The 13650-nt window shown below is 68.0% G+C and carries 9 protein-coding genes; 5 read left to right on the top strand and 4 right to left on the bottom strand.

Annotation, left to right across the window (positions count from 1 at the left end):
- Positions 1 to 4: 4 nt before the first annotated feature.
- Both nhaA and PMI01_RS12225 read right to left on the bottom strand, forming a co-directional pair.
- On the bottom strand, positions 5 to 1183 hold the full coding sequence (nhaA, locus tag PMI01_RS12230) for a Na+/H+ antiporter NhaA (protein ID WP_007668725.1): 1179 nt from the start codon (positions 1181 to 1183) through the stop codon (positions 5 to 7).
- An 86-nt stretch (positions 1184 to 1269) separates the two neighbouring features.
- Positions 1270 to 2745 carry a cobyric acid synthase gene (locus PMI01_RS12225; protein WP_007668724.1) on the bottom strand — a complete coding sequence of 492 codons (1476 nt, stop codon included), beginning with the start codon at positions 2743 to 2745 and terminating at the stop codon, positions 1270 to 1272.
- 109 nt (positions 2746 to 2854) lie between these two features.
- Here PMI01_RS12225 and PMI01_RS12220 point away from each other — a divergent pair, with 109 nt between their 5' ends.
- The 4 genes from PMI01_RS12220 to PMI01_RS12205 all read left to right on the top strand — a co-directional run bounded on the left by PMI01_RS12220 (position 2855) and on the right by PMI01_RS12205 (position 10061).
- Positions 2855 to 3148, top strand: coding sequence for an FAD assembly factor SdhE (locus tag PMI01_RS12220; RefSeq protein WP_007668723.1), 294 nt, complete (start codon positions 2855 to 2857; stop codon positions 3146 to 3148).
- Between the two features lie 96 nt (positions 3149 to 3244).
- Positions 3245 to 6709 (top strand): transcription-repair coupling factor, encoded by a 3465-nt coding sequence (mfd, locus tag PMI01_RS12215; protein ID WP_007668722.1) that lies wholly within the window; start codon positions 3245 to 3247, stop codon positions 6707 to 6709.
- 269 nt (positions 6710 to 6978) lie between these two features.
- Positions 6979 to 9486 carry a TonB-dependent receptor gene (locus PMI01_RS12210; RefSeq protein ID WP_157223767.1) on the top strand — a complete coding sequence of 836 codons (2508 nt, stop codon included), beginning with the start codon at positions 6979 to 6981 and terminating at the stop codon, positions 9484 to 9486.
- Positions 9487 to 9668: 182 nt separating this feature from the next.
- Positions 9669 to 10061, top strand: coding sequence for an SRPBCC family protein (locus PMI01_RS12205; protein ID WP_007668720.1), 393 nt, complete (start codon positions 9669 to 9671; stop codon positions 10059 to 10061).
- 53 nt (positions 10062 to 10114) lie between these two features.
- Here the strand turns inward: PMI01_RS12205 and PMI01_RS12200 are convergent, their stop codons facing one another.
- Positions 10115 to 10756, bottom strand: a complete 642-nt coding sequence (locus PMI01_RS12200) for a DsbA family oxidoreductase (RefSeq protein ID WP_007668719.1) — start codon at positions 10754 to 10756, stop codon at positions 10115 to 10117.
- A 66-nt stretch (positions 10757 to 10822) separates the two neighbouring features.
- Positions 10823 to 12148 carry a diguanylate cyclase domain-containing protein gene (locus PMI01_RS12195; protein ID WP_007668718.1) on the bottom strand — a complete coding sequence of 442 codons (1326 nt, stop codon included), beginning with the start codon at positions 12146 to 12148 and terminating at the stop codon, positions 10823 to 10825.
- 204 nt (positions 12149 to 12352) lie between these two features.
- On the opposite strand from PMI01_RS12195, the gene PMI01_RS12190 reads away from it, so the two are divergent.
- Positions 12353 to 13480 (top strand): CaiB/BaiF CoA transferase family protein, encoded by a 1128-nt coding sequence (locus PMI01_RS12190; protein WP_007668717.1) that lies wholly within the window; start codon positions 12353 to 12355, stop codon positions 13478 to 13480.
- The last annotated feature ends 170 nt before the right edge of the window (positions 13481 to 13650 follow it).

Raw genomic sequence — 13650 nt, 5'->3', positions numbered from 1 at the left:
CCGATCACGCGGCGGCCGGCTTGCGCGACAGGCTGAACACCAGCCAGCCCAGCAGGGCCGAGAGCACCGACCCCGCCAGTACGCCGATCTTGGTCTCGTCCTGCAGCACGGGCGCGGCGAAGGCCAGGTTGTTGATGAACAGGCTCATGGTGAAGCCGATGCCGCACAGGGCCGCCACGCCGTACAGCTGTGGCCAGGACGCGCCGCTGGGCCGATGGGCCCAGCCCAGCTTGATGGCCGCCAGGCTGAAGCCGAAGACGCCGATCTGCTTGCCGGCGAACAGGCCCAGCGCCGCGCCCAGCGTGGCCGGCGCGACCAGGGCCGCCGCGCCCACGCCGCCCAGGGCGACGCCGGCGTTGGCGAAGCCGAACACCGGCACCACCAGATAGGCCACCCACGGATTGAGCCCGTGCTCCAGCCGGTGCAACGGCGAATCCTCGTCGTCGGGCCGGGCCGGCGACTTGGTGATCGGAATGGTCATGGCCAGGATCACGCCCGACAGGGTGGCGTGGACGCCGGACTTCAGGAACAGGAACCACAGCGCCGCCCCGACCAGCAGGTAGGGCCACAGGCTGGCGACCTTGAGCCGGTTCATGGCTGCCAGCACCGCCAGGGTCGCGGCCGCCCCGCCCAGCGCCCACAGGGTCAGGTGGTCGGTGTAGAAGATGGCGATGATCAGGATGGCGCCCAGGTCGTCGATGATCGCCAGGGCGGCCAGGAAGATCTTCAGCGAAGCCGGGACCCGCGATCCCAGCAGCGACAGCACCCCCAGGGCGAAGGCGATGTCGGTGGCGGCCGGAATGGCCCAGCCGCGCAGGTTGTCGGGCGCCTCGCGGTTGATCGCCACATAGACCAGGGCCGGGATCACCATGCCGCCCAGGGCGGCGACGCCCGGCAGCACCCGCCGCGACCAGCTGGACAGCTCGCCGTCGACCATCTCGCGCTTGATCTCCAGCCCGACCAGCAGGAAGAACACCGCCATCAGGCCGTCATTGACCCAGTGGGCGATGCTCAGGCCCGCGACCTTGACGTGCAGGGCGTGGAAATAGTCCTCGGCCAGGGGCGAGTTGGCGATGATCAGCGCCAGGGCGGCGCTGCCCATCAGCAAGAGGCCGCCGGCCGATTCGCTGCGCAGGAAGTCGCGCAAGGCGGAGATCGCGCGGCGGGGGCGGGCGGTCGTCATGCGGCGGGCCTCGTCGGGAATCGTCCTTTGCTACCCTAACTTGTCATCCCGGGCGAAGCGAAGCGCAGACCGGGACGACAATGGCTCTAAAGCCCCGCGATCCGCGCGATCGCCGGGATGTCCAGCGCCTGCTCGAGCATCGCCGCGATCTCGTCCAGCGCCGCGTCGACCTTGGCCGCGTGGTCGCCCGGCCCGATGGCGACGCCCAACGGGGCCAGCAAGGCGGCGCGGGCCTCGCCGCGTTCGAACAGGCCGTGGACATAGGCCCCCGCCACCCGGCCGTCGGCCGAGACCGCGCCGTCGGACGCGCCGCCGTCGGACGCGCCGCCGTCGATGGCCAGCAGCGGGCGAGACGTTCCTGGGCCGGTCGTGCGGCCGATATGCATTTCGTAGCCGGAGAACGGCGCGTCGCCCGCGATGAGCCGGCCGGACACGGCGCGCAGCACCTTGTCGCCCAGCAGCACGGTCTCGACGTCGAGCAGGCCCAGACCCGCCGCCGAGCCCGGCGCCCCCTCGATCCCCTGCGGATCGGCGACCGTCCGGCCCAGCATCTGGTAGCCGCCGCAGACCCCCAGCACCCGGCCGCCCCGTCGCGCGTGGGCCAGAATGTCGATGTCCCAGCCCTGGGCCCGCAGGAAGGCCAGGTCGGCCAGGGTGGCCTTGGTCCCGGGCAGGATCACCAGGTCGGCGTCGCCGGGCACCGGGGTTCCCGGCGGCAGGAAAGCGAAGTCCACGGCCGGATCGGCGCGCAGCGGATCGAACTCGTCGAAATTGGCGATCCGCGACAGCATCGGCGCGACGATCCGCGCCCGCTGGTCGCCGCTGGCCCGAACGGGCCGCTCCAGCACCACGGCGTCCTCGGCGGGCAAGGTCCGGGCCGGATAGAGCCATGGCGCCATGCCCAGGTCCGGCCAGCCGGTGCGGCGGGCGATCTCGCGCCGGCCGTCGTCGAACAGCGAAGGATCGCCGCGGAACTTGTTGATGATGAAGCCCTTGATGCGGTCGCGGTCGGCCGCGTCGAGCACCAGGTGGGCGCCGGCCAGGGCGGCGATCACATGGCCCCGGTCGATGTCGCCGACCAGGGCGACGGGCACGTCGGCGGCGTGGGCGAAACCCATATTGGCGATGTCGCCCGCGCGCAGGTTGGTCTCGGCCGGACTGCCGGCCCCCTCGACCAGCACAAGGTCGGCCTCGGCGGCCAACAGGCGATAGCTCTCGACGGTGGTCTGCAACAGGTCGGGTTTCAGGCCCTGGAAGGCGCGGGCCTTGTAGGTTCCGACCACCTTGCCGCGCACGATGACCTGCGAACCGACGTCGCTTTGCGGTTTCAGCAACACCGGGTTCATGTGGACAGTCGGCGGCGTGCGGCAGGCGAGGGCCTGCAGGGCCTGGGCGCGGCCGATCTCGCCGCCGTCGGCGGTGACCGCGGCGTTGTTGGACATGTTCTGCGGCTTGAACGGCCGCACGATCAGGCCACGATTGGCGAACAGCCGGCAAAGCCCGGCGACCAGGGTCGACTTGCCCACGTCGGAACCGCAGCCCTGGATCATCAGTGAAGCCATGTCCCGCGCCTATAGGGCGGGTCGGTCACGGTCAATGCGTCGCGCGCCAGCGCGCGAGGTCTCTTGCGCGCTAGCGCGCGAGCCTTGGGCGCTCTATATCCCCGGTCACATGAGCATCGATCACGACTCCCGCCTTCGGCGGCTGAAGTTCCGGGCCTGGCATCGCGGATTTCGGGAAGCGGACCTCATTCTGGGGCCGTTCGCGGACACCCATGGCCCCAACCTGACCCCCGACCAGCTCGACGCCTTCGAAGCGCTGATGGAGGAGTCCGACCGCGAGATCTATGCGTGGATCGTCGGCCAGGAGCCGACGCCGGCCAAGTTCGACACCGAAGTCCTGAACCTGATCAAGACTTTCCGTTATGAAGCTCATGCGGTGCGGCCGATCGGAGACGGGGCTTAGCCTCCGATCCGCTCATTCCGACGAAGTCGGGGGCCACGCCAAGCAACAGCATTCACACCGGCGGCGTTGTCGCTGGCTCAGCATTCGAAGAGTTGAATGGCCTACGACGCCAAACAGATCGCCAAGGCCGCCGGGGGCCTGATCCTCGCCGGCGCGCCGGAAGGTTTCGACGCCCTGGTGATGGCCGACATCGCCCGGGCGCGCGGCGGCCTGACGGCCTTCGTGGCCCGCGACACCGCCCGAGCCAGCGCCTTCATCGACGCCCTGAAGTTCTTCGCCCCCGAGATCGAGGCGGTGCTGTTCCCCTCCTGGGACTGCCTGCCCTATGACCGCATCGGCCCATCGGCTGGGGTCGCGGCCACCCGCATGGCGACCCTGCACCGCCTGGCCCTGGGCCTGGGCAAGGACAAGCCGGCCATCCTGGTCACCGCCGCGCCGGCCCTGTTGCAGCGCGTGCCCGAGAAGACCGTGCTGCTGCGCGCCAGCTACGCGGCCCGGGTCGGCAATGTCGTCAACGTCGCCGACCTGGAGCGCTATTTCGCCATCAACGGCTATAGCCGCGCCTCCACCGTCTCCGAGCGCGGCGAGTTCGCCATCCGCGGCGGCGTCATCGACGTCTATCCGCCGGCCGCCGAGGAGCCGGTGCGCCTGGACCTGTTCGGCGACACCCTGGAAAGCATCCGGGCCTTCGATCCCGAGACCCAGCGCTCGACCCGGCAGCTGAAGTCCATCGAGCTGCTGCCGGTCAGCGAGGCGCTGCTCGACGCCGACGGCATTTCGCGGTTCCGATCGGGCTATGTCCGCATCTTCGGCGCGCCCGGCGACGACCCGCTGTACGCCACGGTCAGCGAGGGCGGTCGCCGGGCCGGCCTGGAGCACTGGCTGCCGCTGTTCTACGAACGGATGGCGACCCTGTTCGACTACCTGCCGGACGGCGCGCTGATCGGCGTCGACCACCAGGTGACCGAGAGCCGCGACGAGCGCCTGGCGATGATCGCCGACGCCTATGACGCCCGCGCCTCGGCCGACCGGCGCTCGGCCTATCGCCCGCTGAAGCCCGACGCCCTCTACCTGACCGCCCAGGAGTGGGACGCGGCCATCGCCGACCGTTCCAACCGCCAGTTCACCCCGTTCCAGCCCCAGGGCCTGGACGTGGTCGACATGGGCGCCCAGATGGGGCGCGCCTTCGCCGCCGAGCGGGCCCAGGACAGCGTCAACCTGTTCGAGGCCACCGCCGCCCACGCCCGCGACCTGACGGCTGCCGGAAAGCGGGTGCTGTTCGCCTCGTGGTCCGACGGCTCGTCCGAACGCCTGGGGACCATGCTGGCCGACCATGGCCTGACCAAGATCCCCTACGCCGCCTATTGGCAGGCGGCCAAGGCCAACGACCCCAAGATCCCGCAGCGCGTGGTCCTGCCGCTCGACAACGGCTTCGAGACCGACACCCTGGCAGTGATCTCCGAGACCGACATCCTGGGCGACCGCCTGGCCCGGCCGCGCAAGAAGCGCCGCGCCGCCAACTTCCTGGCCGAGGCCAGCGCCCTGACGCCCGGCGACCTGGTGGTCCACGTCGACCACGGCATCGGCCGCTACGAGGGCCTCAAGACCCTCGACGTGCAGGGCGCGCCGCACGACTGCCTGGACCTGCTGTATGGCGGCGAGGCCAAGCTCTACCTGCCGGTCGAGAACATCGACCTTCTGACCCGCTATGGAACCGACGGCGAGAACGTCCAGCTGGACAAGCTGGGCGGCGCGGCCTGGCAGGGGCGCAAGGCCAAGGCCAAGGAACGGCTGCGGGTCATGGCCGAGGGCCTGATCCAGATCGCCGCCGCCCGCCAGCTGAAGTCGGTCGAGGAGACCGACCCGCCGCACGGGGTGTTCGACGAGTTCTGCGCCCGCTTCCCCTACGAGGAGACCGACGATCAGCTGTCGGCGATCGCCGACGTGCTGGAGGACCTTTCCTCCGGCAAGCCGATGGACCGGCTGATCTGCGGCGACGTCGGCTTCGGCAAGACCGAGGTCGCCCTGCGCGCCGCGTTCGTGGTGGCGATGAGCGGCAAGCAGGTGGCCATCGTCTGCCCGACCACCCTGCTGGCCCGCCAGCACTACAAGACCTTCAAGGACCGCTTCCAGGGCTGGCCGGTCAAGGTCACCCGCCTGTCGCGCCTGGTGACCGGCAAGGAGGCGTCGGAAACCCGCGAGGGCCTGGCCAACGGCCAGTTCGAGATCGTGGTCGGCACCCACGCCATCCTGTCCAAGCAGGTGTCGTTCAAGGACCTGGGCATGGTCATCGTCGACGAGGAGCAGCACTTCGGGGTCAAGCACAAGGAGAAGCTCAAGGAGCTTCGCGCCGACGTGCACATGCTGACCCTGACCGCCACGCCGATCCCGCGCACCTTGCAGATGGCGCTGTCGGGCATCCGGGAGATGTCGATCATCGCCACCCCGCCGGTCGATCGCCTGGCGGTGCGCACCTATATCAGCCCCTTCGACCCGGTGACCCTGCGCGAGGCCCTGCTGCGCGAGAAGTATCGCGGCGGCCAGGCCTATTACGTGGTGCCGCGCATCAAGGACCTGGAGGACATCGAGAAGTTCCTCCGCGTCCAGGTGCCGGAGGTCAAGTACGTGGTCGGGCATGGGCAGATGGCCCCGACCCAGTTGGAAGACGTAATGACCGCCTTCTACGAGGGGCAGTACGACGTGCTCCTTGCGACCACTATCGTGGAGAGTGGGCTCGACATCCCGTCGGCCAACACCCTGATCGTCCACCGCGCCGACATGTTCGGCCTGGCCCAGCTCTACCAGATCCGGGGCCGGGTCGGCCGGTCGAAGGCGAGGGCCTACGCCTACCTGACCACGCCCAACGAGAAGACCATCACCCTGTCGGCCGAGAAGCGCCTGAAGGTGCTGCAGTCGCTCGACAGCCTGGGCGCGGGCTTCCAGCTGGCCAGCCACGACCTGGACCAGCGCGGCGGCGGCAACCTGCTGGGCGACGAGCAGAGCGGCCACATCAAGGAGATCGGCGTCGAGCTGTACCAGCAGATGCTGGAGGACGCCGTGGCCGAGCTGCGCGAGCGCCAGGGGGCCGAGGCCCTGATCGAGGACCGGGGCTGGTCGCCGCAGATCAACACCGGCGCGGCGGTGATGATCCCCGACGACTATGTGCCCGACCTCAACGTGCGCCTGTCGCTCTATCGTCGCCTGTCGGAAGCCGAACGGGCCGCCGACCGCGAGGCCCTGGCCGCCGAGCTGATCGACCGTTTCGGCCCGCTGCCGCCCGAGACCGACTCCCTGCTGAAGGTCGTGGCCATCAAGGGCATGTGCCGCGAGGCCAATGTCGCCAAGATCGACGTCGGCCCCAAGGGCGCGGTCGCCAGCTTCCGCAACGACACCTTCGCCAATCCTCTGGCCCTGGTGCAGTTCGTCGCCAAGAACGCCATCATCTGGAAGGTGCGTCCCGACCAGAAGCTGGTGATCAAGGGCGAGTGGGAGACCCCGGCGGCCCGGCTGGACGCGGCGGAGAAGATCCTGTCGCAGTTGGTGAAGCTGGCCAAGGCCTAGGGAAAGAAGGCGCGCGGAGCGTCGCCGTCCCAATTCTCGACGAAAACCGCGTGGAGTTTGTAGGGCGTGGACCGCGGAGCCGACGCGACGACGGCGCCCGTCCGCGCCAACGTTCATGCGGAGCTACGAGCGAGCTACAGCCTCTAGCGGTCTTCAAACCGCATGCCCCACCTAACTTGACGGGACGTGGGCAAGCGACGACTGTCGTCGTGGTTGTGGGCGCTTCGCGCGGGCATTCTTTCCCTAGGAAACCTATGGGAGGGGCAATGATGAAAACAAACCACTGGTTTGCTCAATGCACCGCCGCGGCGTTCCTATATTTCGCGACCCAATCTTGCGATGTCCAGGCCGAGTCGATCGACGACCTGGCATCCCTGGACATTGAGCAGTTGGGACTCATCAAGGTCACGACGCGCCGGCGTGAAGAGAACTTGATGAACGTGCCAGTCGCGGTCTCGGTGGTGTCAGCGGCGACCATCGAGAACGCGGGATTGAAGACCCTCACCGACCTTGCGGCTTTCACGCCCGGCCTGTTCGTCGAGTCTCAGGGCATCGGTTCGGTGTCGGACCGTTCGCGTCCGCGCTTGGTGTTTCGCGGCCTCGCCACCAGCCTGGGCACGGTGTTCATCGACGGCGCGCCCTACGCCGGCACCGGGACGCCGGACTTCACCGACCTTCAGCGTGTCGAAGTCATGACCGGCCCGCAAAGCGTGTACTTCGGCCGGTCCACCTTCGCAGGAGCGATCAACTACATCACCAAAACGCCGGGCAACGATTTCCGCAGCCAGGCCATTGTCGATCTCTCCAGCGATGATGGGCAGGACTATTCCGGCTCCGTGGAGGGGCCCATCGTTCGCGATCGTCTTACGGCGCGCGTCAGCGCCCATCGCTACAGCTTCGGTGGCCAATACAAGAGCGGCGTCAACGGGCAATCTCTGGGTAAGGAAACAACGACCTTCGTGTCAGTCGCGTTGGCCGCCACACCGACCGACACCCTCAAATTCTCCACCTACTATTCCTACACCCGCGATGAGGATGGCGCGCCCGCTCTCGCGGCGATCGGCAACGTCGCCACGGGTCCGACGTTCAACTGCAATCTCGGCGGCACGGGCGGCGGCTACTGGTGCGGCGCGCTACCAAGGTTGTCCGGTCTCAATCCGGCTTACATCGGCGACCATGTCTATATGGACACGCTGACCCGCAATGAACTGGTCAATAACGCCCGAGGGTATCCGGTTCCGTTCAACCTCACCTGGCTCGACCATTTCGGCCTGAAGCGCGTGGTCAATCACGTCCTGATCAAGGGGGAATTCACGCCCGATTCCGGTTGGTTGCTGGCGTCGCAAGTTTCCTACAACAATACAAAGACCGAACAATTTCGCGCACTGCTGGGCCGAGACTTATCCAACGTGCCCAATCCGATGTACTTGTCGGACCCCGCAGCGCGCGCCGCCGCTTGCGCCGCGCCATCGACCAGCGCGGCGAACGCCGCTTGCTTCCGACCACCGACGCTCCAACTGGCGGCCAGCGCCGCCAGCATTGTCAACGATTTCAGCGGAGAGGTGCGGGTCTCCAGTCCGCAGGACCGGCGTCTTCGCGCGACGCTGGGAGCCAGCTATTACAGAGTTTGGGGGCCACCGACGGCGGGCTTCGGCATTCAAAATTCCGGTCGTTTGGCCAATGCATCCGGCGGAGGCATCAAGACCACGATAAGTACGCCGGCGGTCTTCGCCGGCGTCTATTTCGATGTGACCGATCGCCTGACGCTGAATGCCGAGGCACGTTATCAATGGGACGGGATCGCCCGGCAACAAACCTTCCCGACACTCACGAACCGGCTTCACGATGTATTCGAAAGCTTTTCGCCGCGTGTGACCGCGGACTTCAAGGTCGCTCCGGACTCACTGCTGTATGCGACGTTCTCACAAGGGTATCAGCCGGGCGGCTTCAATGCGGCGCTCGTTGGTCTTCCACAATCGGTGTTGGATCAATTGGCCAGCACCAACATCAACATCCCCTTTCAGCAAGAAAAGCTGACCAACTTCGAAATCGGCCATAAGGGGACGTGGTTCGATAGCCGCCTGCGCACGAGAATAGCGGCCTACTCCATGAATTGGAGCAACGGCCAGGTGTCGAATACGGCGTTTTATGTCAACCCCAACGGCGCCAACGGCTCGACCACTGTCGTCAAAAACACCGGGAAGGTTGCTCTAAGAGGCGTCGAATTGACGTCTGAATTTTCCGCCACTGAGAAGCTCACTATTTCGAGCACTTTCAACTATGTTCACAATAAAATTTCTGCATACGTATATTCGCCTAATGGTCTATTGATCCGCAACAACACCGACGTCATTGGCAATGAACTCGACCACACGCCGCATTTGACCTTCAGTCTGTCGACCACCTACAGGCACGAGCTATCGGATCACTGGAGCGGTGTCGTGGGCTTGGACTACGAATATCGCAGCAAGTTCTTCATCGATCCGACCAATATAGCGTGGATCGGTGGGCGCAGCCTCGTAAATGCGCACTTCAGCGTCTTGAACGATCGCAACCTTGAGGTCTCTTTCTACGTCAAGAACTTGTTCAACGATGATCACCTGATAGAAGCGGCGCGTACCGGGGATGGAGCTTACGCCGCGAGTGGCGCCTGCCCCCCGTGCTTCACGGCGGCCGCGCCGCCAATTGTTTCCCCCGGTGTGTCGACGTTGAATGTCCTGTTCCTGGGATTGCCGGACAAGCGCACCTTTGGCGCGCGCATGGGCTATAGATTTTAGCTTTGGCGCATCCCGAACCGACCTGGTCGACGGCTTCGGCGTGACCTCGACCAAGGGCGTGATCCAGCGGTTGCGCCTGACCCCGACAGCCCGGTCGCGACTGAGATGACCGCGTCCGGATCCCGCCAGCCCGAGGCGCGCCGACCTGTCAGAGTCAGGGAAACCTCGAAAGGAGATTTCCGATGGCCACCATCGTCAAGCGGGTCAGCATCGACGTCGCGCCGCAGCAGGTCTGGGACGCGGTGCGCGACTGGGGCGCCGTGCACCAGCGGCTGTGTCCCGGAGTCCTGACCGACACCAAGGTCGAGGGCGAGGCGCGGATCGTCACCTTCGCCAACGGCCTGGTCGCCAAGGAGCTGATCGTCGCGGTCGACGACGACGCCCGCCGCCTGGTCTGGGCCGTGGTCGGGACACAGCTGCTCAGCCACCACAACGGCGCCATGCAGGTGCTGGCCGAAGGGCAGGGCAGCCGCATCGTCTGGACCGCCGACCTGCTGCCGCACGACGCCGCGCCGCAGGTCGCCGGACTGATGGAGGCCGGTTGCGCGGCGATGAAGGCGACGTTGGAAGGGTAGGGGCATGGCTGGGGGACAGGCCCATGGGCCTGTCCCCGTCCGCCGCTACGGCCTCAGGCGGCTTCCAGGGCCTTGTCGATCGCCTCGGCGATGTTCTCCGGGCTCTCGGCGCCGACGATCGCCAGCTTGCCGCCGAAGATCGCGAACGGCACGCCGGTGATCCCGCCCTGGACGGCCATGGCGTGCTCGCGGGCGATGGTTTCCTTGTCCGCGCCTTCCGACAGCAGTTGCAGGATCACCACCGGGTCCATGCCGGCCGCCTCGCCGATGTCGGCCAGCACCTGGGGATCGCCGATGTCGCGGCCTTGCGTGAAGTAGGCGGCGAACAGGCCCTCGACCACGGCGTCCTGCCGGCCCGCCCCATGCGCCCAGCGGATCAGCCGGTGGGCGGCGCTGGTGTTGGGCGACAGGGCGATGGCCTCGAAATCGAAGACGATGCCTTCCTCGGCCCCCGCCTCGACCAGGGCCGTGTGCACGGCCTTCAGCTTGAGCGGGTCCTTGAACTTGCCAGCCATATAGGCTTTGCGATCAACGCCTTGCTCGGGAAGGGTCGGGTCCAGCTGATAGGGCCGCCAGACGATCAGCGGCTCGACGTCCGGCCGCAGGGCCACCGCGGACTTCACGCGCCGCCAGCCCAGATAGCACCAGGGGCAGACGACGTCGGCGACGAGGTCGATCAACAGGGGCTGGCCCATGGCGCGGTCTCTCGGATGCTCTGTTCCGCGACGCACGTAGAGGCGTCACGCCCCTTCGACAAGCCTTCAGGCGCTGTCGCGCTGCAGGGCCCGCGCCGCCGCCCGCTCCAAGGCGTGGACCGCGCTCTCGCCGGCCTCGATCTGGGCGACGCCGATGTCGAACTCGCAGACGAAGGGCGCGCGGTCGTCGCCGGCGTCGAAGGCCGTGCAGCCGATCACCGCGGCGATCCGTTCGGCGGCGGCGCGGCCGGAGGCCTGGTTGGTGGCGGGCAGGGCCAGGGCGAAGACCTCCGGCGCCAGGCGGGCGGCGGTGTCTTCCACGCGCACCAGCCGGCCGACCATCGAGCCGATCTGCGGGATGGCGCGGTCCAGCCAGCCGTTCTGCCGGGCCCAGACGGTGTCGGGCTTGTCGGCGACGCGCAGCACGCAGATCGACAGCGGCCGGGCCCGCTCGCGAGCCGCGCCGGCCAGCCGCACCAGATGGGCGGCGAACAGGTCGCGGGTGAACAGGCCGGTGGCGGCGTCCATCAGGCCCGAACTGCGGGCCTTCTCCAGCGCGCCGCGGATCGACTCGCCGCGGCGGTAGTTGCGCGCCAGCTCGACGACCCGCTTGGCGGTCTCGATCTCGGGGGTTTCCGGCGAGGCGACGTCGGACACCCCGCGATGGAAGGCCTCCGACATGGTCACGTAGCTTTCGGCCTTCAGGTAGAGCAGGGCCGGGATGTGGAACAGGCGGGTGTTGCGCCGCATGCCCGCCGCGATCGACAGCGCTTCCTGCTGGTTGTCGCCGGCCCACAGCACCACGGCGTCGAAGGCTCGCTCGTGCAGGTAGTCGAAGGCGGTGTAGGCGGTGAAGGCGCCGACCACATCGGCCCCGCTGCGGGTCAGGGCGTTGGACAAGGCCAGGAACTGCGGCGCGGGCTCGCCGATCGCCAGGATGCGGAACGGCTCGGCCTGGGGCTCGGGCAGGTCCAGCCGCCGGCCGCGATCGCCGAAGGTCGCCAGGCGAAGCTCGAACTCCTCCTCGGCGATGGCGGTGCGGACCAGGGACTCCAGGCGCAGCACGGCCTGCGAGGGGTGCAGCGGCGGCGACAGGGTCAGGTCGAAGGCCTGGTGGTTGGGCTCGGTCCCCGGCTCGCCGATGGCGATGACGGGCAGGCGGCGCGGGGCCACGGCCGCCTTCAGGCGACGCGACAGGGACTGGGCGTCGGGACCGGCGCTCTCCAGGTCGACGATCACCGCCTCGATGTTCAGGTCGCCCAGCGCGGCGAGGGCGGCATAGGGGCCACGCGCGGTGATGGTCCGCCACCCGAGCTTGTCGAGCCCTTCGGACAGCGGTCCCGCGCGGGAGTCGTCGCGCGCCACGATCAGGATTCGGGCGTTCACCGCCAACTCAAGCCTCCGCCCCGGATACCGGCTATCGCCCGACGACGCGGCGTCATCGAGATTCGACGTCGCAACATAGCAGAGGCCGCTGGCGCTCATAGGTACGCATCGCCGCAGGGGCGAAACTGACATCTCGCTTGCGTGACCGAACGTCAGGGTCGTTCTAGTTCGAGCGAGACAACGCCGCGAGAGTCGGCCGGGAGGAACGTCATGGCGCAGGGACCGCTGTCCGGCCTGAAGGTGCTGGAATTCGCCGGGATCGGCCCCGGGCCGTTCTGCGGCATGCTGCTGTCGGACCTCGGCGCGGACGTGGTGCGCATCGACCGCAAGGGCTCGGGGCGCAGTTCGCCGGCCGACGTCACGGCGCGGGGCCGGCGCTCGGTGGCGCTGGACCTGAAGTCGCCGGCCGCGGTCGAGACCTGCCTGAAGCTGATGGAAGGCGCCGACGGGATCATCGAGGGCTTCCGGCCGGGCGTCATGGAGCGGCTGGGCCTGGGACCGGACGTGGCCCTGGCCCGCAATCCCAGGCTGGTCTACGGCCGGATGACCGGCTGGGGCCAGACCGGACCCTACGCCAAGGCCGCCGGCCACGACATGAACTACATCGCCATCACCGGGGCCCTGGCGGCGATCGGTACGCAGGACAAGCCGGTGCCGCCGCTCAATCTGGTCGGCGATTTCGGCGGCGGGGCGCTCTATCTGGCGTTCGGCCTGCTGGCCGGGGTGATCCATGCCCGCCAGACCGGCCAGGGCCAGGTGATCGACTGCGCGATGAGCGACGGCGCGGCCTCGCTGATGGCCATGTTCTACGGCTTCAAGGCCGGCGGCATGTGGGGCGAGGGGCGGCGCTCCAACCTGCTCGACGGCGGCGCGCACTTCTACGACACCTACCAGTGCGGTGACGGCAAGTGGATTTCGATCGGCTCGATCGAACCGCAGTTCTACCTGCTGCTGCTTGAAAAGACGGGGATCACCGACCCGCAGTTCCAGCACCAGATGAGCCGCGAGGAATGGCCGCAGCTGCACGACAAGCTGGCCGCCGTCATCGCCACCAAGAGCCGCGACGAATGGTGCGCCCTGATGGACGGCACCGACGTCTGCTTCGCTCCGGTCCTGACCATGGACGAGGCCCCGGCCCATCCCCACAACGCCGCGCGGCAGACCTTCGTCGAGGTCGCCGGCGTCACCCAGCCGGCCCCGGCCCCACGCTTCTCGGCCACGCCGGGCGCGATCCAGGGGCCGCCGCCGAAGATCGGCGCCGACAACGACGGGGCCCTGGCCGACTGGGGCTTCTCGCCCGAGGCGATCGGGGCGCTGCGGGAGCAGGGCGCGCTGTAACCACCCTCTCCACCGTCATTCCGGGCGACCAGGTTTGGCTGACATTCAGGCGCCATTTCCATTCAGCCGCCATTCAGCCGTGAAGGCCTAAACCATTCCTGCAACCGGCCGTCGCGCCACCCGTCCCTCGATGCGGCGATCGGTTCAGGTTCGTCCTGCGGAGGCCCGCC

It is taken from the genome of Caulobacter sp. AP07, assembly GCF_000281955.1.
Classification (GTDB): Bacteria; Pseudomonadota; Alphaproteobacteria; order Caulobacterales; family Caulobacteraceae; genus Caulobacter.
Note: the sequence above shows the minus strand (reverse complement) of the source record. Positions and strands in the feature narration are given on the sequence as shown.

Excerpts from the sequence above, each read along its gene's own strand:
- PMI01_RS12200 (WP_007668719.1), bottom strand. The coding sequence starts at position 10,756 with ATGGGCCAGCCCCTGTTGATCGACCTCGTCGCCGACGTCGTCTGCCCC.
- mfd (WP_007668722.1), top strand. The coding sequence starts at position 3,245 with ATGGCCTACGACGCCAAACAGATCGCCAAGGCCGCCGGGGGCCTGATC.
- nhaA (WP_007668725.1), bottom strand. The coding sequence starts at position 1,183 with ATGACGACCGCCCGCCCCCGCCGCGCGATCTCCGCCTTGCGCGACTTC.
- PMI01_RS12225 (WP_007668724.1), bottom strand. The coding sequence starts at position 2,745 with ATGGCTTCACTGATGATCCAGGGCTGCGGTTCCGACGTGGGCAAGTCG.
- PMI01_RS12220 (WP_007668723.1), top strand. The coding sequence starts at position 2,855 with ATGAGCATCGATCACGACTCCCGCCTTCGGCGGCTGAAGTTCCGGGCC.
- PMI01_RS12205 (WP_007668720.1), top strand. The coding sequence starts at position 9,669 with ATGGCCACCATCGTCAAGCGGGTCAGCATCGACGTCGCGCCGCAGCAG.
- PMI01_RS12210 (WP_157223767.1), top strand. The coding sequence starts at position 6,979 with ATGAAAACAAACCACTGGTTTGCTCAATGCACCGCCGCGGCGTTCCTA.
- PMI01_RS12190 (WP_007668717.1), top strand. The coding sequence starts at position 12,353 with ATGGCGCAGGGACCGCTGTCCGGCCTGAAGGTGCTGGAATTCGCCGGG.